General features: G+C 60.0%; 25 protein-coding genes and 1 tRNA gene. 3 read left to right on the top strand and 23 right to left on the bottom strand.

Annotation, left to right across the window (positions count from 1 at the left end):
• Window positions 1-7: 7 nt before the first annotated feature.
• The 12 genes from ACSBQV_RS23255 to gpt all read right to left on the bottom strand — a co-directional run bounded on the left by ACSBQV_RS23255 (window position 8) and on the right by gpt (window position 8,786).
• Complete coding sequence (locus ACSBQV_RS23255; RefSeq protein WP_089194318.1) at window positions 8-343, bottom strand: DUF5375 family protein; 336 nt, start codon at window positions 341-343, stop codon at window positions 8-10.
• Window positions 340-603 carry a hypothetical protein gene (locus tag ACSBQV_RS23250; protein WP_089194317.1) on the bottom strand — a complete coding sequence of 88 codons (264 nt, stop codon included), beginning with the start codon at window positions 601-603 and terminating at the stop codon, window positions 340-342. The genes ACSBQV_RS23255 and ACSBQV_RS23250 overlap by 4 nt, the downstream gene beginning before the upstream one ends.
• Window positions 600-1,145 (bottom strand): host cell division inhibitor Icd-like protein, encoded by a 546-nt coding sequence (locus tag ACSBQV_RS23245; protein ID WP_089194316.1) that lies wholly within the window; start codon window positions 1,143-1,145, stop codon window positions 600-602. Before ACSBQV_RS23245 ends, ACSBQV_RS23250 begins: the two co-directional genes overlap by 4 nt.
• Window positions 1,132-1,344, bottom strand: coding sequence for a hypothetical protein (locus ACSBQV_RS23240; protein ID WP_232092559.1), 213 nt, complete (start codon window positions 1,342-1,344; stop codon window positions 1,132-1,134). The genes ACSBQV_RS23245 and ACSBQV_RS23240 overlap by 14 nt, the downstream gene beginning before the upstream one ends.
• Window positions 1,344-1,607, bottom strand: a complete 264-nt coding sequence (locus ACSBQV_RS23235) for a helix-turn-helix transcriptional regulator (RefSeq protein ID WP_063990842.1) — start codon at window positions 1,605-1,607, stop codon at window positions 1,344-1,346. The genes ACSBQV_RS23240 and ACSBQV_RS23235 overlap by 1 nt, the downstream gene beginning before the upstream one ends.
• A 779-nt stretch (window positions 1,608-2,386) precedes the next feature.
• On the bottom strand, window positions 2,387-3,568 hold the full coding sequence (locus tag ACSBQV_RS23230) for a tyrosine-type recombinase/integrase (protein WP_046688294.1): 1,182 nt from the start codon (window positions 3,566-3,568) through the stop codon (window positions 2,387-2,389).
• A 162-nt stretch (window positions 3,569-3,730) separates the two neighbouring features.
• A tRNA-Thr gene (locus ACSBQV_RS23225) sits at window positions 3,731-3,806 on the bottom strand.
• Between the two features lie 187 nt (window positions 3,807-3,993).
• Window positions 3,994-5,247 (bottom strand): glutamate-5-semialdehyde dehydrogenase, encoded by a 1,254-nt coding sequence (proA, locus tag ACSBQV_RS23220; protein WP_168177225.1) that lies wholly within the window; start codon window positions 5,245-5,247, stop codon window positions 3,994-3,996.
• Window positions 5,248-5,256: 9 nt separating this feature from the next.
• Window positions 5,257-6,360 carry a glutamate 5-kinase gene (proB, locus tag ACSBQV_RS23215; RefSeq protein ID WP_099785055.1) on the bottom strand — a complete coding sequence of 368 codons (1,104 nt, stop codon included), beginning with the start codon at window positions 6,358-6,360 and terminating at the stop codon, window positions 5,257-5,259.
• Window positions 6,361-6,476: 116 nt separating this feature from the next.
• Window positions 6,477-6,878, bottom strand: a complete 402-nt coding sequence (crl, locus tag ACSBQV_RS23210) for a sigma factor-binding protein Crl (RefSeq protein WP_033651027.1) — start codon at window positions 6,876-6,878, stop codon at window positions 6,477-6,479.
• A gap of 60 nt (window positions 6,879-6,938) precedes the next feature.
• Complete coding sequence (gene frsA, locus ACSBQV_RS23205; RefSeq protein WP_099818080.1) at window positions 6,939-8,186, bottom strand: esterase FrsA; 1,248 nt, start codon at window positions 8,184-8,186, stop codon at window positions 6,939-6,941.
• A 141-nt stretch (window positions 8,187-8,327) separates the two neighbouring features.
• Window positions 8,328-8,786: a xanthine phosphoribosyltransferase gene (gene gpt / locus ACSBQV_RS23200; RefSeq protein WP_033651025.1), complete on the bottom strand. Its 459-nt coding sequence runs from the start codon at window positions 8,784-8,786 to the stop codon at window positions 8,328-8,330.
• A 339-nt stretch (window positions 8,787-9,125) separates the two neighbouring features.
• Between gpt and pepD the strand changes: the two genes are divergently transcribed.
• Window positions 9,126-10,586, top strand: coding sequence for a beta-Ala-His dipeptidase (gene pepD / locus ACSBQV_RS23195; RefSeq protein WP_099785059.1), 1,461 nt, complete (start codon window positions 9,126-9,128; stop codon window positions 10,584-10,586).
• Between the two features lie 42 nt (window positions 10,587-10,628).
• On the opposite strand, the gene dinB is transcribed toward pepD, so the two are convergent.
• The gene (dinB, locus tag ACSBQV_RS23190; RefSeq protein WP_033641978.1) at window positions 10,629-11,690 is read right to left on the bottom strand and encodes a DNA polymerase IV; all 1,062 of its coding nucleotides are present in this window, start codon (window positions 11,688-11,690) and stop codon (window positions 10,629-10,631) included.
• A gap of 183 nt (window positions 11,691-11,873) precedes the next feature.
• On the opposite strand from dinB, the gene ACSBQV_RS23185 reads away from it, so the two are divergent.
• Window positions 11,874-12,770, top strand: coding sequence for a glycerophosphodiester phosphodiesterase family protein (locus tag ACSBQV_RS23185; protein ID WP_099785061.1), 897 nt, complete (start codon window positions 11,874-11,876; stop codon window positions 12,768-12,770).
• A gap of 31 nt (window positions 12,771-12,801) precedes the next feature.
• On the opposite strand, the gene nqrM is transcribed toward ACSBQV_RS23185, so the two are convergent.
• The 8 genes from nqrM to ACSBQV_RS23145 are packed head-to-tail and all read right to left on the bottom strand — an operon-like array spanning window position 12,802 to window position 19,914.
• Window positions 12,802-13,029: a (Na+)-NQR maturation NqrM gene (gene nqrM, locus ACSBQV_RS23180; RefSeq protein WP_016928987.1), complete on the bottom strand. Its 228-nt coding sequence runs from the start codon at window positions 13,027-13,029 to the stop codon at window positions 12,802-12,804.
• A 7-nt stretch (window positions 13,030-13,036) separates the two neighbouring features.
• Complete coding sequence (locus tag ACSBQV_RS23175; RefSeq protein ID WP_099785063.1) at window positions 13,037-14,068, bottom strand: FAD:protein FMN transferase; 1,032 nt, start codon at window positions 14,066-14,068, stop codon at window positions 13,037-13,039.
• Window positions 14,069-15,292, bottom strand: a complete 1,224-nt coding sequence (gene nqrF, locus ACSBQV_RS23170; RefSeq protein ID WP_033634097.1) for an NADH:ubiquinone reductase (Na(+)-transporting) subunit F — start codon at window positions 15,290-15,292, stop codon at window positions 14,069-14,071. It lies immediately after the preceding gene.
• A 15-nt stretch (window positions 15,293-15,307) separates the two neighbouring features.
• Window positions 15,308-15,904, bottom strand: a complete 597-nt coding sequence (gene nqrE / locus ACSBQV_RS23165; protein WP_004930235.1) for an NADH:ubiquinone reductase (Na(+)-transporting) subunit E — start codon at window positions 15,902-15,904, stop codon at window positions 15,308-15,310.
• A 6-nt stretch (window positions 15,905-15,910) separates the two neighbouring features.
• Complete coding sequence (locus ACSBQV_RS23160; protein ID WP_004930232.1) at window positions 15,911-16,540, bottom strand: NADH:ubiquinone reductase (Na(+)-transporting) subunit D; 630 nt, start codon at window positions 16,538-16,540, stop codon at window positions 15,911-15,913.
• A complete protein-coding gene (locus ACSBQV_RS23155; RefSeq protein ID WP_099785065.1) occupies window positions 16,533-17,330 on the bottom strand; it encodes a Na(+)-translocating NADH-quinone reductase subunit C in 798 nt (265 codons plus the stop codon). Before ACSBQV_RS23155 ends, ACSBQV_RS23160 begins: the two co-directional genes overlap by 8 nt.
• Window positions 17,320-18,561, bottom strand: coding sequence for an NADH:ubiquinone reductase (Na(+)-transporting) subunit B (locus ACSBQV_RS23150; protein WP_016928991.1), 1,242 nt, complete (start codon window positions 18,559-18,561; stop codon window positions 17,320-17,322). The genes ACSBQV_RS23155 and ACSBQV_RS23150 overlap by 11 nt, the downstream gene beginning before the upstream one ends.
• 3 nt (window positions 18,562-18,564) lie before the next feature.
• Complete coding sequence (locus ACSBQV_RS23145; RefSeq protein WP_033641974.1) at window positions 18,565-19,914, bottom strand: Na(+)-translocating NADH-quinone reductase subunit A; 1,350 nt, start codon at window positions 19,912-19,914, stop codon at window positions 18,565-18,567.
• A gap of 552 nt (window positions 19,915-20,466) precedes the next feature.
• Here ACSBQV_RS23145 and dpaA point away from each other — a divergent pair.
• On the top strand, window positions 20,467-21,234 hold the full coding sequence (dpaA, locus tag ACSBQV_RS23140) for a peptidoglycan meso-diaminopimelic acid protein amidase (RefSeq protein WP_025301666.1): 768 nt from the start codon (window positions 20,467-20,469) through the stop codon (window positions 21,232-21,234).
• On the opposite strand, the gene ACSBQV_RS23135 is transcribed toward dpaA, so the two are convergent.
• Together ACSBQV_RS23135 and lpcA are read right to left on the bottom strand one after the other, a co-directional pair.
• The gene (locus ACSBQV_RS23135) at window positions 21,169-21,972 is read right to left on the bottom strand and encodes a class II glutamine amidotransferase (protein ID WP_019454310.1); all 804 of its coding nucleotides are present in this window, start codon (window positions 21,970-21,972) and stop codon (window positions 21,169-21,171) included. The two genes, dpaA and ACSBQV_RS23135, sit on opposite strands and share 66 nt — an antisense overlap.
• A 102-nt stretch (window positions 21,973-22,074) precedes the next feature.
• A complete protein-coding gene (lpcA, locus tag ACSBQV_RS23130; RefSeq protein WP_004930220.1) occupies window positions 22,075-22,656 on the bottom strand; it encodes a D-sedoheptulose 7-phosphate isomerase in 582 nt (193 codons plus the stop codon).

The following is a 22,656-nucleotide window of genomic DNA, read 5'->3' as shown; positions in this document are numbered from 1 at the left end:
CTTCTCCTCAGTGTACGGTGGCATGCTGTGCCGCCGACAGGCGCTCGCAGCACAGCTCGTCCATCATCTTTTGCCCCAGCGCGGTCAGGCGCGGCGCGGCCACCAGAACGTCCGGCTGCACCATGTCGCTCAGCATCGTACATGCCATATCCATGCCGTCTTCTGCGCCGTACTGACGCACAAAGTGCCCCTCCAGGCGCAGAGCAATCGTCATCTGCAACTCGTCCAGCGTGAACCCGAGGCTCACCCGGTAAAAGGCGCAGGTGTCCAGATAGGCTTGCGCCACGGCGCGGCGGAAAACGGCGGTGCGGACTTCAATCGGTAAACAGGATGAGGTGTTCATGCGGCAGTGGCCTCCATGCGGGTAAGGATTTGGGTTTCACAGGTGTTGACGACGTGGCCGAGCTGGTCGGTCAGCAAAGCAATGACCGAAGCAAACGACGCCTGTTGCGTGGCATCGGGACGCTGCCCACCGAGGTCAAGGGTGTCCAGCAGGTCAAGGAACAGCACGCCGGTGGCGTGCGCATGCTGGAGACGCAGAAAATCGGCGTGCGGGATAGGGTAATGGGTGTCGCGGTAGTAGCGGTCGGCCAGGGTGTTCATGCTGCCGCCTTAACCGGCAGACGACCGGCAAAGGACAACACGTAATCACGGGCCAGCACGCGGCGGGCATTGCGTTCGCTATCCGCCACGGTGCGCACCATACGGGGCGAAGCCGTCAGAGCAGAACGGCGTACGGCCGCGAACAGAAAGCAGAATGTCGGGTGAGTCGGGGTGAGGGTCGTAGCCATGGTGGCAGCCTCCAATAAGTTTTGGTTATTGCTACCACCGAAGTTCCTACACTTATGGGTGGTAGCCCAGACGGGGGTAGGAATACCGGCCTTATTGGAAACCGGCCAGCCCGAAGGCTGCCCCGCCTGAGCCACCATTGATTGACTGCTGCGATAGCATAACATCCACCGCGCAAAAAATGAGCACACTAAGGCCACGACATAAAAAAACACGCCTGGCGCGTGTTGTGTCGCCAATAAGTAACACGGGTTCCTACGCCCGGCTGCCGATTTTGCGGCAGCGGGAGGACTATAGCGCAGGGCCGGACGTGGGGGCAAGCCGTAAGACGCCCCCGGACGTTCAATCGATCGCATAGTGATCAACCACTTCGCCGACATGGAACAGACTCACTTCGGTCTGGCGCTTCATAAGACGGATCACGCCGTGCTTTTCGCTGTAGTGGACCGGTAAAACGATGTCCGGGTGTTTGCGCTGCAACAAGATCGCTTCCGCCACAAATAAGGCGTCGTTATCGCTCAAGGTGAAACTGTGTCGACCGAGGGTTAACTGCATCACTCAGCGCTCCCCTGATGACGGTTGGCGATACGTTCGTCCATCCACTGTTCGACCTCGGAGGCCAGCCAGGCGACGTTCTTACCGCCAAGGGAAACCTGAACCGGGAACTGCCGGCGGCTCATCATCTCGTACACGGTGGAGCGGGACAGACCGGTGGTGTAGAGCACCTCCGGCAGGCGGATAAAGCGCTCGCGCGGGGTATAGCCGTTTTGAGGCACCGGCGACGGGGTAGATGGGATGGGGGTGGAAACGGTCAACATAAAACGCTACCTCTTTGTGTCCGACCAACGCTGGCCGGGACTGTGTGAACTTCGGTAGCGCCCTATTATGTGAATATTTATCGGGGTGGCAACAAGGCGTTGTTGTGTGGTGGGACAGCTTTTATGCCTATTTTTCAACCAAATGGGCATATAGGTTAATATTGACCTTTATTGGCAAACCTTGGCAAACCCAAAGAAATGAACGAGCCATGAATAGCCGTTTATTAATAGGCAGAAACAGGCGTACAGGCACAACCACAGGCTAGCCAGAGAAAAGGCCCTTTTTAGCCGAGTGAACAGCAGTGAACACCGGGTGATGAGTGCAGAAGTGACCCATCATAGCTTTATTAATTGATTTAACTGTATTTTTATTTAAGTGAACAGTGGTGAATAGTTTAAATAAGAACTAAAATCGCAAAGGTGATTTTGCAATCAATATCTGAGGCAGCCACATAACAAAAACACAGACGGGAAGAAAGGCGGCGTAAGACGCCATCTCTGGCCTCGCTATGATGGGATAATCACGCCCGCTTCCATCACGCGCCCCCAATCCTTCCCCCCAAAAACAGCCTTTTTCCTGGCTAGCGGGTGTCAAAGAACGCGTGCATGCATAGAGTGCATGATTTTGCATGCAAGAAAATGCATTTTTTACCCCCTGCCGCACCAGTAGCAGCGCGGCCTGCGGTCTCTCATGCACCTGCATGAAAAGCGACACATAAAGCGGGCAGGCGTGGCGGGGGTAGCATTGCGCGCCAGTGGGTTTTAACGATTTATTGGCGCTAAGAGTGCTGGGCCAGGCCCGCAATAAAATCGGCGTACCACTGCAACATGTCACGGCGTTTCTCAAGGTACTGAGCGTGGTTGTAAGTGCCGCGAATGGCGTTCTTGTCCACGTGGGCAAGCTGCATCTCTATCCAAGCGGTATTAAAGTCCTGCTCATGCAAAATCGTGGACATCATGTGCCTGAAGCCGTGGCCAGTGAGCCGACCGTGATAACCGATACGCTTGAGGAGCTGGTTGATACTCGCTTCGCTCATCGGTTTGTTCACATCATTCCGTCCCGAGAAAACATAGCGATAGTTACCCGTAAGCGTCTTCAGCTCATTCAATATAGCCACAGCCTGTGTCGATAATGGTACGAGATGGGCTCGACGCATTTTCATGCGCTCCTGCGGAATTTCCCAAAGCGCGTTATCCAGATCAACCTCATGCCATTGCGCCATGCGCAGCTCAATACCCCTGACTCCGGTCAACATCAGTAACTTCGTCGCCAGCTGTACCAACCGACTGCCGGAGTACATCTCCAGCGCCGCAAGAAAATCGGGGATTTCATCAACGGATAAAAAAGGATAATGAGTAGATTTTGGGCTAATCAAAACGCTGGAGAGATCGGCGGCTGGGTTGAACTCCGCTCGCCCGGTTGCCGTGGCATATCGGAAGACCTCACCGCAGCGCTGTCTGACCTTACGCATTTTCTCAAGCGCCCCACGCGCCTCAATTTTGCGAAGCACTGTGAGTAGCTCAAGCGGCTTTATCGCCGAAATGGGATGCTGTCCCAGATAGGGGAAAATATCAATGTTGAACGCGTCCATGATATCGGCCGCATACCCTGCTGACCACGTCGCCAATTTGGACTGATGCCACTCCTTCGCGATCGCTTCAAAGGTGTTCGCATTCCCGTATAGCTGCGCCAGCTTTTTCTCTTTACGAACTGTGCTGGGGTTCTGCCCCTCAGCAACTAACTTTCTGGATTCATCGCGCTTTAACCGAGCATCGGCCAACGAAACGGCAGGATAGACGCCGAATGAAATCATCTTGGGCTTACCGGCAAAGCGATAACGAAAGCGCCAGCTCTTGCTGCCATTGGGTTCAACCAAAAGGGATAAGCCCAACCCATCACTCAACGTGTAAGGTTTAGGGGTGGGTTTAGCATTCCGGATTTGTAAGTTATTAAGTCGCATGTGTATAGAAATTCAAGACCGAACAGAAGTACACGCAATTCTACACACACCTGATATTGGATTCCACAGGACAGCGCCGGACAGTCACGGACATAAAACCCAGTCAATGCATTGTTATTTAATATTTTTTTGGATGATTGCGGACGTTACAGGAAGAAAGAGTGGTGCCGATAATAGGAGTCGAACCTACGACCTTCGCATTACGAATGCGCTGCTCTACCAACTGAGCTATATCGGCATCGAGCCGGGCCTGCGGGGCAAGCCGGAAGTGCGTTGAACAAGGTAGACCTGCGCGCGAAATGAGTCAATAGCCGCCGGGGCGTTTGGTTGTTTTGCAAGCAATCACGCCACCGCGCTTCCCGCTTCCAAAAACAATCAGGGCGCAGCATGCTGCGCCCTGACCTCTTTATGACCGCAATGCGGCCTTAGCTGCGCACCAGATCGTCGCCGTAGCCGATCCACTTGTAAGTGGTCAGCGCGTCCAGGCCCATCGGGCCGCGGGCGTGCAGTTTCTGGGTGCTCACCGCCACTTCCGCGCCCAGGCCGAACTGGCCGCCGTCGGTGAAGCGGGTGCTGGCGTTGACGTACACCGCCGAGGAGTCCACCGCGCGCACGAAGTGCTCGGCGCTGCTGAGCGAACGGGTGAGGATCGCGTCGGAGTGGTTGGTGCCGTGGATGCGGATGTGGTCGATGGCCTGATCGATATCGTCCACCAGCAGCACGTTCAGATCCAGCGACAGCCATTCGTCGTCGTAATCCTCCGCGTTCACCGGCACCACCGTCGCCGGGCCGCCCTGCAGCAGCGGCAGCGCGTTTTCCGCCGCGTGCAGCGTCACGCCCGCCGCCGCCATTTTGGCGCTCAGCGCCGGCAGGAACTCGGCGGCGATGCTGCGGTTCACCAGCAGCGTCTCCAGCGAGTTACAGGCGCTCGGGCGCTGGATCTTGGCGTTTTCAATCACCGTCAGCGCCTTGTCGAAATCAACGTCGGCATCCACGTAGGTATGGCACACGCCGATGCCGCCGGTGATCACCGGGATGGTCGATTGCTCGCGGCACAGCTTGTGCAGGCCGGCGCCGCCGCGCGGGATTAGCATGTCGACATAGCGATCCAGGCGCAGCAGTTCGTTCACCAGCGCGCGATCCGGGCTGTCGATCGCCTGCACCGCCGCCGCCGGCAGGCCGCACTGCTCCAACGCCTGCTGGATCACTTTCACCGTCGCCTGGTTGGTATTGTGCGTCTCTTTCCCGCCGCGCAGGATCACCGCGTTGCCGGTTTTCAGGCACAGGCTGGCGACGTCGATGGTGACGTTAGGCCGCGCCTCGTAAATAACGCCGATCACGCCGAGCGGCACCCGGCGGCGTTCCAGCTTCAGCCCGCTGTCCAGCAGGTTGCCGTCCAGCACGTGGCCAACCGGATCGTTCAGACGGCACACCTGGCGCACATCGTTGGCGATCGCCGCCAGCCGCGCCGGGGTCAACAGCAGACGATCGAGCAGCGCTTCGCTCATGCCGGTGGCGCGCGCTTGCGCCATGTCTTGTTCGTTCGCCAGCAGGATCGCTTCACTGTTGGCTTCCAACCTGTCGGCCATCACCGACAGCACCTGATTCTTCTTCGCCGTGCTCAGCACCGCCAGCTGCCAGGAGGCCTGCTTGGCGGCCTTCCCCATCTGCTCCAGCATGCTCACTCCTTAACTGACAATCATATCGTCGCGGTGCACTGCCACCGGACCGTATTCATAACCGAGGATTTCGCTGATTTCCTGCGAGTGGTGCCCGGCGATCTGGCGCATCGCGTCGCTGTTGTAGCGGCTGACGCCGTGCGCCAGATCGCGCCCCGCCAGGTTGCGGATGCGGATCACTTCGCCGCGCGAGAAGTCGCCCTTCACTTCGCGGATGCCTTTCGGCAGCAGCGAGCTGCCGCGCGCCATCATCGCTTCCACCGCGCCGTCGTCGACGGTGATCTCGCCGGCCGGCGGCGCGCCGAAGATCCAGCGCTTGCGGTTTTCCAGCGGGGTTTCCAGCGCGTGGAAACGGGTGCCCACCGGTTTGCCTTCAATCACGTCCGCCACCACGCCCGGCTTGCTGCCCGCGGCGATCACCACGTCGATGCCGGCGCGGCAGGCCACGTCGGCCGCCTGCAGCTTGGTGCCCATGCCGCCGGTGCCCAGGCCGGAGACGCTGTCGCCGGCGATGGCGCGCAGCGCGTCGTCGATGCCGTGCACTTCACGGATCAGTTCGGCCTGCGGGTTGTTGCGCGGATCGGCGGTGTAGAGGCCCTGCTGATCGGTCAGCAGCAGCAGTTTGTCGGCCCCGGCCAGAATGGCCGCCAGCGCCGACAGGTTATCGTTGTCGCCCACCTTGATTTCGGCAGTGGCGACGGCGTCGTTCTCATTGATTACCGGCACGATACGGTTGTCCAGCAGCGCCGTCATGGTGTCGCGCGCGTTGAGGAAGCGCTCGCGGTCTTCCAGATCGGCGCGCGTCAGCAGCATCTGCCCGACGTGGATGCCGTAAATGGAGAACAGCTGTTCCCACAGCTGGATCAGCCGGCTCTGCCCCACCGCCGCCAGCAGCTGCTTGGAGGCGATGGTGGCGGGCAGCTCGGGATAGCCCAGGTGCTCGCGCCCGGCGGCGATGGCGCCGGAGGTGACGATGACGATGCGGTGGCCCGCGGCGTGTTGCTGCGCGCACTGGCGCACCAATTCGACGATGTGGGCGCGGTTCAGACGCAGCGATCCGCCGGTCAACACGCTGGTGCCCAATTTCACAACCAATGTCTGGCTGCCGTTCATAGTATTTCTGCCGTGTGTAATGATGAGAAGAAGAGTGCAAAGGTCTTTGTAACAGGAGAGACGCGTTATGCCAACAGGCACAACGCGAAATCAGCACAATACGTGGTCAAACGGGGTCAGGCGGAGAGTTTGATCAGTTTTTCTTTGAAATCATCGGCGGGTTCCAGCCCCAGTTCCATGGTCGCCAGCAGTTCGCCCAGGCGGCGATGGAAGTCGCGCAGGGTGTCTTCCAGCTTGGCGTTCACTTCATCATCCTTAATGTTTTGCGTCGTCCAGTTGCCTTCCTTGTCGAACAGGCCGAATTGGTACGAATAGGTGAAGCGCGCCTCTTCCGCCTGCAGCTCCATCCACCAGCCCCAGAACTCACGCTTCTCCGGAGCGGGCTTCACATTGACGCAGACGGCCAAACAATCAAAGAAAAACCGGTCGTTCTCACATTGCCCTTCACGCAGGTACGGCCCCAAGCTGGCAAAACGTTTCATTAGTCGGCTTTTAGGGTGACCACTCGGTAACGTCATTCTCTAACCTCCTCAATGTAGACCCCTCTTTTTAACAAACTGTTAAAATTTAGCAACTAATTAACGCATTTTATCCTTCAGCCAACCGGACATCTGCAGCAACGCCCGGTGGAAGCTGTCGTAAACCGGGGTGCGCGGGATGGCGACCAGCTTGCCGCTCACCGAGGAGGTGACGATCAGCTGCGACTCCTCTTTCGGGCTGAGCGTATCGCGCTCCCAATAGCCGGAGATCATCGGCGTCGGGCAACGGCGTCCCAGCAACCCCTGCATTTTCAGCGAGTAGCTGTTCAACTCCACTTTCAGCACATTGTCTGAAGCATTGGCCATGCCCATGCGGCTGGCCAGCACGTCCATATACATGTCCGGCACGTTCAACTGGGTGCTGCTGTCGCACAGCAGGCGATGCACCACCGGCCCCAGGCAGGCCACGCCGCGCAGCCGCTGCGGCTCCAGATAGGCCAATCGCACCGCCACGTTGGCGCCGAAACGGAAGCCGAAGGCGCTCACCCGCTGATGATCCACCCACGGCACCGAGGCCAGCTGGATCAGCACCTGTTGGTGCAGGTAGCTGGAGTCCTGCGTCAGCTTCCACTTGCAGGAGGAGCCGATCGACGGCATGTCGAGCGTCAGCATGGCGATGCCGTGCGGCGCCAGGTAGTCGCGGAACAGACGGTGATAGTCGGTCTGCAGCGTATCGAGGCTGCCGCACATCAGCACCGTCGGGAACGGCGCTTCGCCCTTCTCGGGCATGTGCAGGAAACCGGTGACGCAGCCGCCGCCTTCGATGCGGAACTCCAGCTCTTTCAGCTGATACGGCAACAGCAGCGCCGCCTCTTCGTAAGCGCGGTTGGCGAGCATCTCCGCCTGTTCAGCCAGCTCGTCGCCCTTCAGGTGCGGGTAACCGGCGATGCTGTACAGGCTCGCGGCCTTCAGCCAGTACTCGCCGCCGACCAGCGGATCCTGCTGCTCCGTCGCCCGCTGCTGCCACTGCATGCCCTGATGGATCCACTCGTAGATCCAGTTGCCGTTGCGGTAGCCCACCACGGTATCCAGCCGCTGCGGGTTGCTGCGCTCGGCGTCCGAGGCGGCGATACGCGCCAACACTTCGTGGATTTCGATCGGGCTGACGCCGCGCCAGGCCCACAGCAGCGGATTCAGCATGCGGTACCAGCTGCCGGTGGTGTCGCCTTCCAATGCGGAATGCATGGCGGCGCTCACTTTGTTGCGCGCGCGCAGCACCAGCGTCGAGGTTTCAGGATGTTTGAATTTGGGCTTGAAAAGAATTTCAGAAAGGTTGGCCTGTGCCATGGTAACAACAGCCTCCGTAAATCTGGCGATAGGCCGCAACAGGCCTACTTAACTGGAGGTAGTGTACCTAACTCTGGCGGGATAAACCAAGATAACGCAAACGCCCGGCATAACCGGGCGTTGGGCTGGAACTGGCTGGACTTAGCGACCGCCGATAGGGGGAACGAAGCTGACGCCCATGTCCCACGGCTGTTCGATCCAGGTGTCCTGCGGGATGTCGACCTCGTAGTCGTCCACCAGCGGACGGCCCGCCGGCTTGGCGAAGATGGTGACGAAATGCGCTTTCGGGTACATGTCGCGGATCGCTTTCGCGGTGCCGCCGGTATCCACCAGATCGTCCACCACGATGAAGCCTTCACCGTCGCCTTCGGCGCGCTTGAGCACTTTCATTTCGCGCTGGTTGTCATGGTCATAGCTGGAAATGCAGACGGTATCCACATAGCGGATGCCCAGTTCACGCGCCAGCAGGCCCGCCGGCACCAGGCCGCCGCGGCTGACGGCAATGATGCCCGTCCATTTGTCGGCAGGCAGCAGGCGGTGCGCCAGCTTGCGTGCGTGTATTTGCAGCATATCCCAGGTAACAACGTATTTTTCGCTCATAGAATCGTGTCCCAGCCGGCTGGTGAAGCGGCTTACTTTATAGTTCAGGGGAAAAAAGGTTGCGCGAGATTATAGAGACTGGCCGCGTTGAATTCCAGCTGTACCGAGGAAAACCTCGCGATTTCCGCCGGGCGGCTTTTCGGTGATTGATGCTGAAAAAACGAGCGTTCCCGCAGCGAAGCCGTGTGATCAAGCGCTTAAACCGCACAATACGGGGCGCGCACCGCCGGAAATAAAGTGATATTCTCTGACGATCGTGCCACGACGCACAGATACCCGCTCACCTTAACCGCGCGGCACGCCCGTCCTGTCGGAGCTTGCCGTCACAGGAGACTTATAGTGTCTGAATTGTCTCAGCTTTCGCCACAGCCGCTGTGGGATATTTTCGCCAAGATCTGTTCTATCCCGCACCCTTCTTATCATGAAGAAGCGCTGGCGCAGCACATCCTCACCTGGGCCAAAGAAAAGAACCTGCACGCCGAGCGCGATCGGGTCGGCAATATCCTGCTGCGCAAACCGGCCACCAAAGGCATGGAAAATCGCAAGCCGGTGGCGCTGCAGGCGCACCTGGACATGGTGCCGCAAAAGAATAACGACACCGTGCACGACTTCGCCAAGGATCCGATCCAGCCTTATATCGCCGGTGAGTGGGTGAAAGCGCGCGGCACCACGCTGGGCGCCGACAACGGCATCGGCATGGCCTCCGCCCTGGCGGTGCTGGCCGACGACAGCGTTGAGCACGGCCCGCTGGAAGTTCTGCTGACCATGACCGAAGAAGCGGGGATGGACGGCGCCTTCGGGCTGCAGCCGAACTGGCTGCAGGCGGACATCCTGATCAATACCGATTCCGAAGAAGAAGGCGAAATCTACATGGGTTGCGCCGGCGGTATCGACTTCATCACGACCCTGCCGCTGCAGCGCGAAGCGGTGCCGGCCGGTTACCAAACCCTGAAGCTGACCCTCAAGGGCCTGAAAGGCGGCCATTCCGGCGCCGAGATCCACGTCGGGCTGGGCAACGCCAACAAACTGCTGGCGCGCTTCCTGTTCGCCCATGCGGAGGCGCTGAACCTGCGCGTGCTGGACCTGAACGGCGGCACCCTGCGCAACGCCATCCCGCGTGAAGCCTCCGCGGTGGTAGCGGTGCCGGCAGAAAAAGCCGACGCGCTGAAAGCGCTGAGCCAAGCGTTCCTGGCCGTGCTGCAGAACGAACTCTCCGCCAAAGAGAAGAACATCACCGTGCTGTTGGAGCCGACCACCAGCGCTTCGCAGGCGCTGAGCGCCGACAGCCAGCAACGCTTCCTGGCGCTACTGAACGGCACGCCGAACGGCGTGATCCGCATGAGCGACGCGGTGAAAGGCGTGGTGGAAACCTCGCTGAACGTCGGCGTAGTCACCACCAGCGAAAACGAAGCGGAAATCATCTGCCTGATCCGCTCCCTGATCGACAGCGGCAAAGATTACGTTGTCGAGATGCTGACCGCGCTGGGCCAGCTGGCCGGCGCCAACGTGGCGCCGAAGGGGGGCTACCCGGGCTGGCAGCCGGACGCCGACTCGCCGGTGATGCACCTGGTGCGCGAGCTGTATCAGGAGCTGTTCAACAAGACGCCGAACATCATGGTGATCCACGCCGGTCTGGAATGCGGTCTGTTCAAAAAGCCGTATCCAAACATGGACATGGTATCGATCGGGCCAACCATCACCGGCCCGCACTCGCCGGATGAGCAAGTGCATATCGAAAGCGTCGGTCTGTACTGGAAGCTGCTGACCTCGCTGCTGAAAGCGATCCCTGAGCGCGCGTAATCTGCGCGCTTAACGCAAAAAGCCGGCGACTCGCCGGCTTTTTTATTCCCAAGGCAGCGCCAGCTGCCGCTCCAACTGCGGATCGAGCAGCGTCACATGCAGCCCCACCAGCCGCACGCCGCGCCCTTCGCGCCGCTCGCGCCACGCCTGCCGCGCCACCTCCAGCAAATCCTGCCGGTTCAGCACCGGGAAGACGTGCTCCTGGGTGGTTTGCTGAAAATCCTGAAACTTCAGCTTCACGCCCTGCCGGGCGATGTGCAGATCCGGCTTTACCTTGCGCAACCGCATCTCCAACTCGGGATAGAGTTTGTCGATAATCAGCGTTTCGCAGTCTTCCCAGTCGTGAATGTCTTCCGCCAGCGTGCGCTCCACCCCCACCGATTTGCGCAGCCGCTCCGCCGAGATTTCGCGCCGATCGATGCCCTGACACCGCTCCCACAGCACCCGGCCGAACTTGCCGAAACGCTTGAGCAACTGCGCCAAATCATATTGCTGCACGTCGGCGCAGGTGATAAGCCCCACTTCCTCCAGCCTTTTGGCGGTCACCTTGCCGACGCCGGGGATCTTGCTGAGCGGCAGCTGCTGCAAAAACGCCGGCACCTGCGCCGGCGTGATCACGTATTGCCCGTTCGGCTTGTTCATCTCGGAGGCGATTTTGGCGAGAAACTTGATCGGCGCGACGCCGGCCGACGCGGTGAGGTTCAGCTCGTCGGCGATCGCCTGACGGATCTCCTGAGCGATCAGCGTCGCCGAACCGTTGCATTGCGGGCTGTCGGTCACGTCGAGATAGGCTTCATCGAGCGACAACGGCTCGATCAATGGGGTATAGCGGGCGAAGATTTCGCGGATGTGCAGCGAAGCCTCTTTATAGGCCGCCATGCGCCCCGGCAGCAGGGTGAGATGCGGGCACAGCTTGAGCGCCATCGCCGTGGACATGGCGCTGTGTACGCCGTAGCGCCGCGCCGGGTAATTGGCGGTGCTGATCACCCCGCGCCGATCGGCGCTGCCGCCAATCGCCAGCGGGATATCGCGCAGGCTGGGATCGTCGCGCATTTCCACCGCCGCGAAGAAGCAGTCCATATCGACATGAATGATTTTACGCATCGCACCCTCCAGTAATACTGTATAAGTATACAGTCAGATACCGAAAGCTCAAGGCCGCGGAGCTCGAGGAAAGCGGCGTTTCCGCCAGATATTTCCGCGTTGTTAAAAAAGCTTAATTTTTCAATAGTATGATTTCCGCCATCCCGTGCGGCTCTCCACAACGATAACGACAAGGTACCCTACATGATCAGATTTTCTCATTGGCTGCTGGCTTCCGCGGTGTCGCTGAGCGCGCTGGCGGCCAGCGCCGCCGCCGGTCATGCGCCGGCGATCGTCGCCCACCGCGGCGGCACCGCCGATGCGCCGGAAAACACCCGCATCGCTATCGAAACGGCGTTGAAAAACGGCGCCGACGCCATTTGGATCACCCTGCAAGAATCCAAAGACGGCGTCATCGTGCTGTATCGCCCCTCGGATCTGAAAGCGTTGACCAACCGGCAGGGCCCGGTCTCTGCCTATACCGCCGCGCAGCTGGCCGAGACCGACGCCGGCTGGGCCTTCGCCAAGGGTGACGCCCACCCGTTCCGCGGCCGGGGCATCGGCATTCCGCGCCTCGACGACGTGCTGAAGGCGTTTCCGCACGTCACCTTTTATCTGGACATCAAATCCCCGGACGCCGATCCGGCGCAGTTTGGCCAGGCGCTGCTGGCGACGTTGCAAAGCACCAACAGCCTGAACCGCACCCGCGTCTACTCTACCGACGCCAAATATCTGCAGGCGCTGCCGCCGGCCATCCCGCGCTTTGAAAGCCGCGACGAGACCCGCACGCTGCTGGCCAACGTCACCATGGCGCACCAGTGCGACGTCAAACCGGACAACCGGCAGCCGCGCTGGTACGGGCTGGAGCTGAAACGCGAGGTGGAGGTGGTAGAGAAATATACCCTCGGCGAAGGGCGTTCGAAGGCATTTCTGACCTGGGATAAAGAGTCGATGGACTGTTTCCGCTCGCAGGGCCCGGCGCACATCATCCTGTTCGGGGTCAACTCGCCGCAGGAATATCAGCAGGCGCTGGCGCTGGGCGCCGACGGCGTGATGGTCAACTCACCGGCCGAGGCGAAAAGCTTCCGCAAGGCGAAATAAAAACCCGGCCAAGGCCGGGTTTTCGCTACAGCTACAGAATGCGGTGCTTTTCCAACTGCTCGCGCCGCTGCGCCGCTTTGGCTTCGCGCTTTTTGCGCGCATCGCACGGCTCCGGGCAGTCGCAGACTTTCTCCATGCCCAGTGCGGTGATGCCGCCGCAGCTGCCCTGCAGGCTTTTGCGTTTGAACACATAGCCCAGCGACATGCCGCCGACGATCAGCAGAAACAACACGAAGGTAGCGGCGAATACCGTCAACATAGCAACCTCACGAACGCTTTTTCAGATAGGGCTTGAACGCGTCTGAATAACGCTCCTCAAAGCCGTCGGCGGTTTTCACGATCATGAACACCGGGATGCCGAGCAGGTTGGCCAGCGCCATGCCGCGCTCCGGCCCCATCACGTTCAGGCCGGTGGACAGGCCGTCGGCGGTCATGCAGGTCGTGCTCAGCACGGTGATCGACACCAGCCGATGATGGATTGGGCGCCCGGTGACCGGATCGATGGTGTGCGAATAGCGCACCCCGTCTTGCTCGAAGTAGTTGCGATAGTCACCCGAGGTGGCGATCGACATCTCTCCGGGTTGGATCACCAGCTGCGCCTGCTGCTGCGTACCGGCGGTCGGGCGCTCGATGGCGATGCGCCACGGCTTTTGTTCGCCGTTATGCCCGCGCGTGCGCACCTCGCCGCCGATATCCACCATGTAGTTCTTCACATGCCGGGACTGCAGATATTCCGCCACCACGTCCACGCCATACCCTTTGGCGATCGACGACAGATCGACGTACAGCTCAGGGATGCTTTTCACCAGCGCGCTGCCCTGCACCGACAGTTTGTCGGCGCCGGTCCAGGCGCGGCGATGCTCCAGCTCCGCCTCGCTCGGCACTTTGTCCGGCCGCCCTTCCGGGCCGAAGCCCCACAGGTTGACCAGCGGCCCGACGGTCACGTCCAGCGCGCCATCGGTGACGCGGTTGATGCGCAGCGCTTCGCGCACCACTTCGGCGGTGGCCGGCGAAACCGGGAACGGCCGGTCAATGTCGCGGCTGGCGTTGAAGCGGCTCAGCTCGGAATCCGGCCGGTAGGTGGACATCTGATCGTTCACCTGCTCCAACCGTTTGTCGATCTCCGCCTGCATCTCGCGCGCTGACGGCGTATCTTCGCCGGTCACGTAACGGATCGAATACGAGGTGCCCATGGTTTTACCCGTCAGGTCCACCTGTTCCGGCCCGCAGCCGGTCAGCAGCAGGGTGGCGCTCAGCGCCACGCCCGTCAGCCAGTTCTTCATCGCCAATGCGCGCATTTAGCCACCAAAGTCATCCAGCATGATGTTTTCGTCTTCGACGCCCAGATCTTTGAGCATCTTGATCACCGCGGCGTTCATCATCGGCGGCCCGCACATGTAAAACTCGCAGTCCTCCGGCGCCGGGTGGTTCTTCAGGTAGTTCTCCAGCAGAACATTATGGATAAAGCCGGTGTAGCCGGTCCAGTTATCTTCCGGCTGCGGATCCGACAGCGCCACGTGCCAAGTGAAGTTTTCGTTCTCCGCCTGCAGCTGGTTGAAGTCGTCTTCATAGAACATCTCGCGCAGCGAACGCGCGCCGTACCAGAAGGTGATCTTGCGTTTCGAGTTCAAACGCTTGAGCTGATCGAAGATGTGTGAACGCATCGGCGCCATGCCCGCGCCGCCGCCGATAAAGATCATTTCGGCGTCGGTGTCCTTGGCGAAGAACTCGCCGAACGGCCCGGAGATGGTCACCTTGTCGCCCGGCTTCAGCGACCAGATATAGGAAGACATGATGCCCGGCGGCACGTCCGGATTGTTCGGCGGCGGCGTGGCGATACGCACGTTGAGCATGATGATGCCCTTCTCTTCCGGGTAGTTGGCCATCGAGTAGGCGCGCACCGTGGTGTCGTTCACCGTCGAACGGTAGCGGAACAGGTTGAACTTGTCCCAGTCGCCGCGATACTCCTGCGGCACGTCGAAGTCGGCGTAACTGATGTCGTGCGCCGGCGCTTCGATCTGGATGAAACCGCCCGCGCGGAACGGCACGTCTTCGCCATCGGGGATCTTCAGCTTCAGCTCTTTGATAAAGGTGGCTTTGTTATCGTTGGAGATAACCTCGCACTCCCATTTCTTCACGCCGAAGATCTCTTCCGGCAGCTCGATCTTCAGGTTCTGCTTCACGTTCACCTGGCACGCCAGGCGGCACCCTTCTTTCGCTTCGCGCTTGTTGATGTGCGAAAGCTCGGTCGGCAGGATATCGCCGCCGCCCTCTTTGATCACCACCCGGCACTGGCCGCAGGAACCGCCGCCGCCGCAGGCCGAGGAGACGAAGATCCCCTGGCTGGAGAGCACGTTGAGCAGCTTGTCACCCGCCGGCGCATGGAAGCTCTTATCCAGATCGCCGTTGATTTCCACCGCGATGTCGCCGGTGTTCACCAGCTTCGATTTGGCGAACAGGATCAGCAACACCAGCACCATCACGATGGCGGTGAACATCGCTACGCCTAAAATAATTTCCATAAATTCTTCCCGCCTTTACAACTGAACACCGGAGAAGGACATGAAGCCCAGCGCCATCAGTCCGGTGGTGATAAAGGTAATGCCCAGACCGCGCAGCCCTGCCGGCACGTTGGCATACTTGAGTTTTTCGCGGATCCCCGCCATGGCGACGATCGCCAGCATCCAGCCGGTGCCGGAACCAAAGCCGTACACCACCGATTCGGCGAAGTTGTAGTCGCGCTGCACCATGAAGGACACGCCGCCGAAGATGGCGCAGTTCACGGTAATGAGCGGCAGGAAGATGCCGAGCGCGTTATACAGCGACGGGAAGAAGCGATCGAGGATCATCTCCAAAATCTGCACCAGCGCCGCAATCACGCCGATGAAGGTGATGAAGTTGAGGAAGCTCAGATCGACGCCCTCCACCAGCGCGCCGTCGCGCAGGATCAGGTTGTAGACCAGGTTATTCACCGGCACCGAAATGCCGAGCACGATGGTCACCGCGATGCCCAGGCCAAAGGCGGTCGACACCTTCTTCGACACCGCCAGGAAAGTACACATCCCGAGGAAGAACGCCAGCGCCATGTTCTCGACGAACACCGCGCGCACAAACAGGCTGATATAGTGTTCCATCGGCCTTTACTCCTTTTCGATCTGCGCCGGCTTCAGGGTGCGCAGCACCCAGATCAGCAGGCCGATGATGAAGAACGCGCTCGGCGCCAGCAGGAACAGGCCGTTCGGCTGATACCAGCCGCCGTTCTGCACCGTTTCCAGCACCGGAACGCCGAACAGCTTGCCGGAGCCGATCAGCTCGCGCAGGAAACCGACCAGCACCAGGATCACCCCGTAACCCAGCCCGTTGCCGATGCCGTCCATAAAGCTCTCGATCGGCGGCGACTTCATGGCGTAGGCCTCAGCCCGCCCCATCACGATGCAGTTGGTGATGATAAGGCCGACGAACACCGACAGCTGCTTGGAGATCTCGAACGCATAGGCGCGCAATAGCTGATCGACCACGATCACCAGCGAGGCGATGATCGCCATCTGCACGATGATGCGCACGCTGTTGGGAATATGATGACGGATCAGCGAGATGAAGAAGCTGGAGAACGCGGTCACCAGCGTCACCGCAATGGTCATCACCACCGCCGTTTCCAGCTTGGTGGTCACCGCCAGCGCCGAACAGACGCCCAGCACCTGCAGGGCGATCGGGTTATTGTCGAACAGCGGCCCCAGCAGGACCCGCTTTATCTCTTTGGAATCAGCCATTTTTCAACGCTCCTTCACGAACTTTTTTCAGGAACGGGCCGAAGCCGTGCTCGCCCAACCAGAAATCAAACGTATGCTGCACGCCGTTGGAGGTCAGCGTGGCGCCGGACAGGCCATCCACCCCGTGTACGTCCCCCTGACGCGCGCCGCCTTTCACCACGCGGATCGCCGGCTGGCCGTTGTCGTCGAACAGCTGCTTGCCGACCCACTGCTGGCGCCAGGACGGGTTCTCGACCTCACCGCCCAGCCCCGGCGTTTCCCCCTGGTCGTAGTAGGTGATGCCCTTGACCGTGTTGCCGTCGTTATCCAATGCCACGAAGGCGTACATCATCGACCACAGACCGGTGCCGTATACCGGCAACACAATCTTGTTCACCTGGCCGCTTTCATCGCGCACCAGGTAGATTTCCGCCTGGTTGCTGCGGCGCTTGATGCCGGCCGGATCGTCGCCCGCGGGCAACGCCACGCTTTTGGCGTCGTCGCGCAGCGCGGCGCCCAGATCGAACGCCGCCGCCTTGCCGGCGACAAATTCGCCGCTGTTCAGATCCACCAGGCGCGGTTCGATGCGCTCGCTGTACAGGCGCTTGACCTGCTCGCTCTCCATTTTCTTCGGCTGCAACAGGCCGGCTACGTCGAGAATATTGCGCTGCTTGTCGAGCAGCTTTTGCTCCTGCTGTTTGGACTTCAGGCCGACGGCGGAGCCCGCCACCACCACTGAACACACCAGACACAGCAGCAGCACTACCAGCAGCGTTTTACCGATGCCGTCGTTTTTCGCTTCATTCGCCACGGGCTTTTCTCCGCTTGATGTTGGCCTGCACCACCAGGTAATCGAACAGCGGCGCGAACAGGTTGGCGAACAGGATCGCCAGCATCATGCCTTCCGGATAGGCGGGGTTGACCACCCGGATCAGCACGCACATCACGCCGATCAGAATGCCGTACCACCATTTCCCCTTATTGGTGAAGGAGGCGGAAACCGGGTCGGTCGCCATAAAGATCATGCCGAAGGCGAAGCCGCCCAGCACCAGATGCCAGTACCACGGCATAGCAAACATCGGGTTGGTGTCCGAACCGATGGCGTTGAACAACAGGGCGGAAGCCACCATGCCGAGCATCACGCCGGCGACGATGCGCCAGGAGGCCACGCGGCCGAACAGGATAATCGCCCCGCCGATCAGGATCATCAGCGTGGAGACTTCACCGATGGAGCCGGGAATGTTGCCGAGGAAGGCGTCCAGCCAACTGATGGACTGGCCGGTGGCCACGTTGCTCAGGCTGTGCGCCCCGCCTGCGCTCCACTGCGCCAGCGGCGTCGCACCGGAGAAACCGTCCGCGGAGGTCCACACCAAGTCGCCGGAGATCTGCGCCGGATAGGCGAAGAACAGGAAGGCGCGGCCGGCCAGCGCCGGGTTGAGGAAGTTGCGCCCGGTGCCGCCGAAGATCTCTTTGGCCACCACCACGCCGAAGGTGATGCCCAGCGCGGCCTGCCACAGCGGCAGGGTCGGCGGCACGATCAGCGCGAACAGAATAGAAGTGACGAAGAAGCCTTCGTTGACCTCATGCTTGCGGATAATGGCGAACAGCACTTCCCAGAAGCCGCCGACGACGAACACCACGGCGTAGATCGGCAGGAAGTAACAGGCGCCCAGCACCATCTTGCTGACCCAGCCGGCGTCGGCCGCCAGCGAGGCGCCGAGCCACTGCGCCAGGCGATAATGCCAGTCGCCCGCCAGCACCTGTTGCAGCGCGTCGCCGCTGTACAGATGGTGCAGCGCCGGGATCGCCTGCTGGCCGACGTTGTACATGCCCCAGAACATCGCCGGGAACACCGCCAGCCACACCAGGATCATCATACGTTTCAAATCGATAGCGTCGCGCACGTGCGAAGCGCCGCGCGTCACCGTGCCGGGGGTATAAAACACCGTGGTGGTCGCTTCATACAGCGGGTACCACTTTTCCAGTTTGCCGCCCGGCGTGAAGTGATGCTCTATCTTCTCAAAATAATTCTTCAGGCCCATTGGTTATCCTTCCTGCTCAATCTTGGTCAGCACCTCGCGCAGCACCGGCGCGTACTCATACTTGCCGGGGCAAACGAAGGTGCACAACGCCAGATCTTCCTCGTCCAGCTCCAGGCAGCCCAGCGCCTGCGCACTGTCGCTGTCGCCCGCCAGCAAATCGCGCAGCAGCAGCGTCGGCAAAATATCCAGCGGCATCACCCGTTCGTAGTTGCCGATCGGCACCATGGCGCGTTCGCCGCCGTTAGTGGTGGTCGAGAAGGCGAACAGTTTGTTTTTCAGGAAGTGGCCCAGCGTGGTGCGGGTAATGGAGAACTTGTTCGGCGACGGCACGATCCAGCCGAACAGCTCTTTGTCGCGCCCTTCTTCCAGCACCGACACCTGCGAGTGGAAACGGCCCAGCCAGGCGTTCGGCCCGGCGGCCTGCATACCGTTCAGCACCGAACCGGAGATCACCCGGTTCTCGCCCTCTTTCAGGCGGCCGGCGGTCAACTCATCGAGGCTGGCTCCCAGGCGGGTGCGCAGCAGCGTCGGCTGCGCCACCTGCGGCCCGGCCAGCGCCACGACCCGGCGGGTATCGAGCTTACCGGTGGTGAACAGGGTGCCGATGGCGATCGCGTCCTGGTAACCGATGTGCCAAACGGTTTTCTTCAGGCTGACCGGTTCAAGGAAGTGAATGTGGGTGCCCGCCAGCCCGGCGGGATGCGGGCCGGCAAATTCGCTGTAGGCGATCTGCGGGCCGCTCTGCTGGCCAACCGAGGCGCCGGCGGCGTGGCATACGTGTACCTTACCCGCCGTCAGACGCGCCAAGACCACCAGCCCGGCGTTGAACGCCGCCTGCTGTTCGGCGATGATCACCTGCGGATCGGCGGCCAACGGTTGGGTATCCATCGCGGTGACGAAAATGGCGCGCGGTTCGCTGCCGGGGCTTGGCGTTTTGCTGAACGGGCGGGTGCGCAGCGCGGTCCACAGGCCGCTGGCGATCAGTTCGCTTTCGACCTGTTCGCGCGGCAGTTGGCTGAGTTCACCCAACGGATAATGCGCAAACTCGAGCTGATCGTCGCCGCCGTTTTCCAGCGCAATCACCACCGATTGCAAGACGCGCCGCTCGCCGCGGTTAATCGCGACGATGCGGCCGCTGGCGGGAGCCGTGAAGAAAACCCCGGGGTTTTTCTTATCTTCGAACAACGCCTGGCCTTTCTTAACGGTATCGCCTTCCTGCACCAGCATGGAGGGACGCATTCCGACATACTCTTCCCCAAGCAGGGCGACATGCTGAATGTTCGGGCCATCTTGGATCGCCTGAACCGGGGCTCCGGCTATCGGCAGATCTAACCCTTTTCTGATCTTAATCATAGGATTTATACGATGTAGTTTGGTTTACACGTCTGACCGGCCCCAGAGGCGGGTGCTGACGATGCCAGGATTGCCGGGCAGTGCGCACAACGGCACGCCCAACATGAACTTTCTCGCAGTGAAAAACTGGGGTAACGCGCATTCCCTTGAATCCCCCTTCCGTTGTTTGCGCGACAGTCGATGTGTTAACGGCATGTAGCCAAATAACCATCAAAACGGCCGGGTTATATGCCATAACTCTTGCCGCTTCAATCGCCACAGCGCGTTAAATTGAAGAGAGAATATTAACATTGTTCGCAACATTGTTCTGCGTTCCGTCGTGACTTGTGTCAAGCAAACGCAATTAAATTTCGCCTGTTTTTCACTACTTATCGTTAAAATCTGCCGGTCATTTCACTTTTATCGAGCCTTGTCGTTTTTTTATACATATCACGTATTGCTAAAAATAAACGCGCTGGTAATCTGGCGGTGTTTTGCAGCAGTAAAAACAATAATCAGTGGCACGCTGGCCAATCTCATTGCGCCGGCAGATAAATATAAGCAGGAATAATAATGAGCAAAATCGCGCTGTTGTTTGCGATGCTTGTTTCTATGCCGATGATCACGGCCTGCAGCGCCAGCGAGCAGGTACCCGAAGCGCCGGTAGTTAAACAGCAATTATTGGGGTCGCCGGTCTATATTCAGATCTTCAAAGAGGAACGCAAGCTGGAATTGTATGCCAAAATGGGCAATGAATTCCGCTTGGTCAATACGTTCCCGATCTGTAATTTCTCCGGCGGGCTGGGTCCTAAACGTCGTGAAGGCGACTTTAAAAGTCCGGAAGGCTTTTATAGCGTTGACGCGCGCCATCTGAAACCCGACAGCAAGTATTATCGGGCGATCAATATCGGTTTCCCTAATGATTACGATAAGTCGCAGGGCTATTCCGGCGCTTATCTGATGATCCACGGCGAATGTAAATCGATCGGCTGTTACGCGATGACCAACACCTATATGGATGAGATCTATCGCTACGTCGAAGCCGCCTTCGCCTATGGCCAAAGCCGCGTCGACATCAGCATCTACCCGTTCCGCATGACCGAACAGAACCTGAAGCGCCATGCATCATCCAGCTATATCGCCTTCTGGCGCCAGCTGAAGCCGGGCTACGATTACTTCGCGAAGAACCACCAGCCGCCGATGATGACCGTGGACAACGGCCAGTATGTGCTGGGTCAACCGTTGATGAGCAGCGGCCAGATGACGCAGTACGCGTCAGCCAGCCCGACGCCCAACACCAATCCCTTCGCTCAGAACAAGCCGCTCACCGAAGTGAAATAACGCGAACTCGCCTGGCTCAATCTTGTGCCAGGTTTCGTTGGCGGTCAGCGGTTGGGTGGCGATCACCGTGACCACATCGTTCGGTGTGGTCTGCTGCTGAAAATCGATCTCCACGTCCTGATCCAGTAGCGTCGCCTTGCCGAACGGCGCGCGGCGCGTGATCCAATACAGGTTGGTGGAGCAATAGGCCATCACGAAGCGCCCGTCCGACAACAGCATGTTGAACACCCCTTTCTTGCGCAGCTGGCTCGCCAACAGGCCGATATAGCGGAACACCGCCGGCCACTGGCTCGGGGTGCGCGGGTATTTCAACGCCAGCTGATGCAGCAGCCAGCAAAACGCGTATTCGCTGTCGGTCTGGCCGACCGGGCGAAACGTACCGGTATCCAGCTGGCGATAGCCTTTCAATTGGCCGTTGTGCGCGTAGGTCCAGTTGCGGCCCCACAGTTCGCGGGTGAACGGATGGGTGTTTTCCAGCGCCACTTCGCCGCGGTTGGCCTGGCGAATATGGGACACCACCGCGCAAGACTTGATCGGATAGTCCTGCACCAGGCGGGCGATCGGCGAGTTGAAGCTCGGCTGCGGATCCTTGAATGTGCGGCAGCCGTTCCCTTCATAGAAGGTAATGCCCCAGCCATCCTTATGCGGCCCGGTGCGGCCGCCGCGCTGTACCAGGCCGGTAAAGCTGAAGCAGATATCGGTCGGTACGTTTGCGCTCATCCCGAGCAGTTCACACATCGCCAGCACTCCTTAACCACACTGACATACGCTGTGCGGGCGCGGCATGCATGCGGCGCCCGCTGTCTTATTCCTGGGGGAGCCGCAGCCCCCCGAAGGCTATCAAGCCTTAACCATCTCTTTTTCGATCAGCTGAATCAAGATGTGAATCGCTTTGATGTGGATTTCCTGAATGCGATCGGCGTAGCCGAAGTGCGGCACACGGATTTCCACATCGGCGGAACCCGCCATTTTGCCGCCGTCCTTGCCGGTCAGGGTGATCACTTTCATCCCCTTGGCGCGCGCCGCGTCGATGGCCTTGATGATGTTGCCGGAGTTGCCGGAGGTGGAAATGCCCAGCAGCACGTCGCCTTCGCGGCCCACCGCTTCCACATAGCGGGAGAACACATACTCATAGCCGAAGTCGTTGCTGACGCAGGACAGATGGCTCACGTCCGAGATGGCAATCGCCGGGTAGCCCGGGCGGTTTTCACGGTAGCGGCCGGTCAGCTCTTCGGCGAAGTGCATCGCGTCGCAATGGGAACCGCCGTTGCCGCAGGAGATCACTTTACCGCCGGCTTTGAAGGAGTCCGCCAGCAGCACCGCCGCGCGTTGGATGGCGTCGATGTTGGCGTCGTCATTGATAAATTTCGCCAGGGTATCAGCCGCTTCGTTCAGTTCACTGCGAATAAGGTCGTGGTACAT

This window comes from Serratia sp. B501, assembly GCF_051172315.1.
Taxonomy (GTDB): domain Bacteria; phylum Pseudomonadota; class Gammaproteobacteria; order Enterobacterales; family Enterobacteriaceae; genus Serratia; species Serratia ureilytica.
The sequence above is the reverse complement of the archived record's forward strand: the minus strand, read 5'-3'. Positions and strand labels throughout refer to the sequence as shown.

Coding starts and splice junctions, on each gene's coding strand:
- ACSBQV_RS23175 (WP_099785063.1), bottom strand. CDS start 14,068: ATGCGCGCATTGGCGATGAAGAACTGGCTGACGGGCGTGGCGCTGAGC.
- ACSBQV_RS23255 (WP_089194318.1), bottom strand. CDS start 343: ATGAACACCTCATCCTGTTTACCGATTGAAGTCCGCACCGCCGTTTTC.
- ACSBQV_RS23185 (WP_099785061.1), top strand. CDS start 11,874: ATGATCAGATTTTCTCATTGGCTGCTGGCTTCCGCGGTGTCGCTGAGC.
- lpcA (WP_004930220.1), bottom strand. CDS start 22,656: ATGTACCACGACCTTATTCGCAGTGAACTGAACGAAGCGGCTGATACC.
- proA (WP_168177225.1), bottom strand. CDS start 5,247: ATGCTGGAGCAGATGGGGAAGGCCGCCAAGCAGGCCTCCTGGCAGCTG.
- ACSBQV_RS23150 (WP_016928991.1), bottom strand. CDS start 18,561: ATGGGCCTGAAGAATTATTTTGAGAAGATAGAGCATCACTTCACGCCG.
- dpaA (WP_025301666.1), top strand. CDS start 20,467: ATGAGCAAAATCGCGCTGTTGTTTGCGATGCTTGTTTCTATGCCGATG.
- ACSBQV_RS23250 (WP_089194317.1), bottom strand. CDS start 603: ATGAACACCCTGGCCGACCGCTACTACCGCGACACCCATTACCCTATC.
- ACSBQV_RS23160 (WP_004930232.1), bottom strand. CDS start 16,540: ATGGCTGATTCCAAAGAGATAAAGCGGGTCCTGCTGGGGCCGCTGTTC.
- nqrM (WP_016928987.1), bottom strand. CDS start 13,029: ATGTTGACGGTATTCGCCGCTACCTTCGTGTTGTTTCTGCTGATCGTC.
- frsA (WP_099818080.1), bottom strand. CDS start 8,186: ATGGCACAGGCCAACCTTTCTGAAATTCTTTTCAAGCCCAAATTCAAA.
- ACSBQV_RS23240 (WP_232092559.1), bottom strand. CDS start 1,344: ATGCAGTTAACCCTCGGTCGACACAGTTTCACCTTGAGCGATAACGAC.
- gpt (WP_033651025.1), bottom strand. CDS start 8,786: ATGAGCGAAAAATACGTTGTTACCTGGGATATGCTGCAAATACACGCA.
- ACSBQV_RS23230 (WP_046688294.1), bottom strand. CDS start 3,568: ATGCGACTTAATAACTTACAAATCCGGAATGCTAAACCCACCCCTAAA.
- ACSBQV_RS23245 (WP_089194316.1), bottom strand. CDS start 1,145: ATGCGATCGATTGAACGTCCGGGGGCGTCTTACGGCTTGCCCCCACGT.
- ACSBQV_RS23145 (WP_033641974.1), bottom strand. CDS start 19,914: ATGATTAAGATCAGAAAAGGGTTAGATCTGCCGATAGCCGGAGCCCCG.
- ACSBQV_RS23135 (WP_019454310.1), bottom strand. CDS start 21,972: ATGTGTGAACTGCTCGGGATGAGCGCAAACGTACCGACCGATATCTGC.
- proB (WP_099785055.1), bottom strand. CDS start 6,360: ATGAACGGCAGCCAGACATTGGTTGTGAAATTGGGCACCAGCGTGTTG.
- nqrF (WP_033634097.1), bottom strand. CDS start 15,292: ATGGAAATTATTTTAGGCGTAGCGATGTTCACCGCCATCGTGATGGTG.
- ACSBQV_RS23235 (WP_063990842.1), bottom strand. CDS start 1,607: ATGTTGACCGTTTCCACCCCCATCCCATCTACCCCGTCGCCGGTGCCT.
- crl (WP_033651027.1), bottom strand. CDS start 6,878: ATGACGTTACCGAGTGGTCACCCTAAAAGCCGACTAATGAAACGTTTT.
- dinB (WP_033641978.1), bottom strand. CDS start 11,690: ATGCGTAAAATCATTCATGTCGATATGGACTGCTTCTTCGCGGCGGTG.
- nqrE (WP_004930235.1), bottom strand. CDS start 15,904: ATGGAACACTATATCAGCCTGTTTGTGCGCGCGGTGTTCGTCGAGAAC.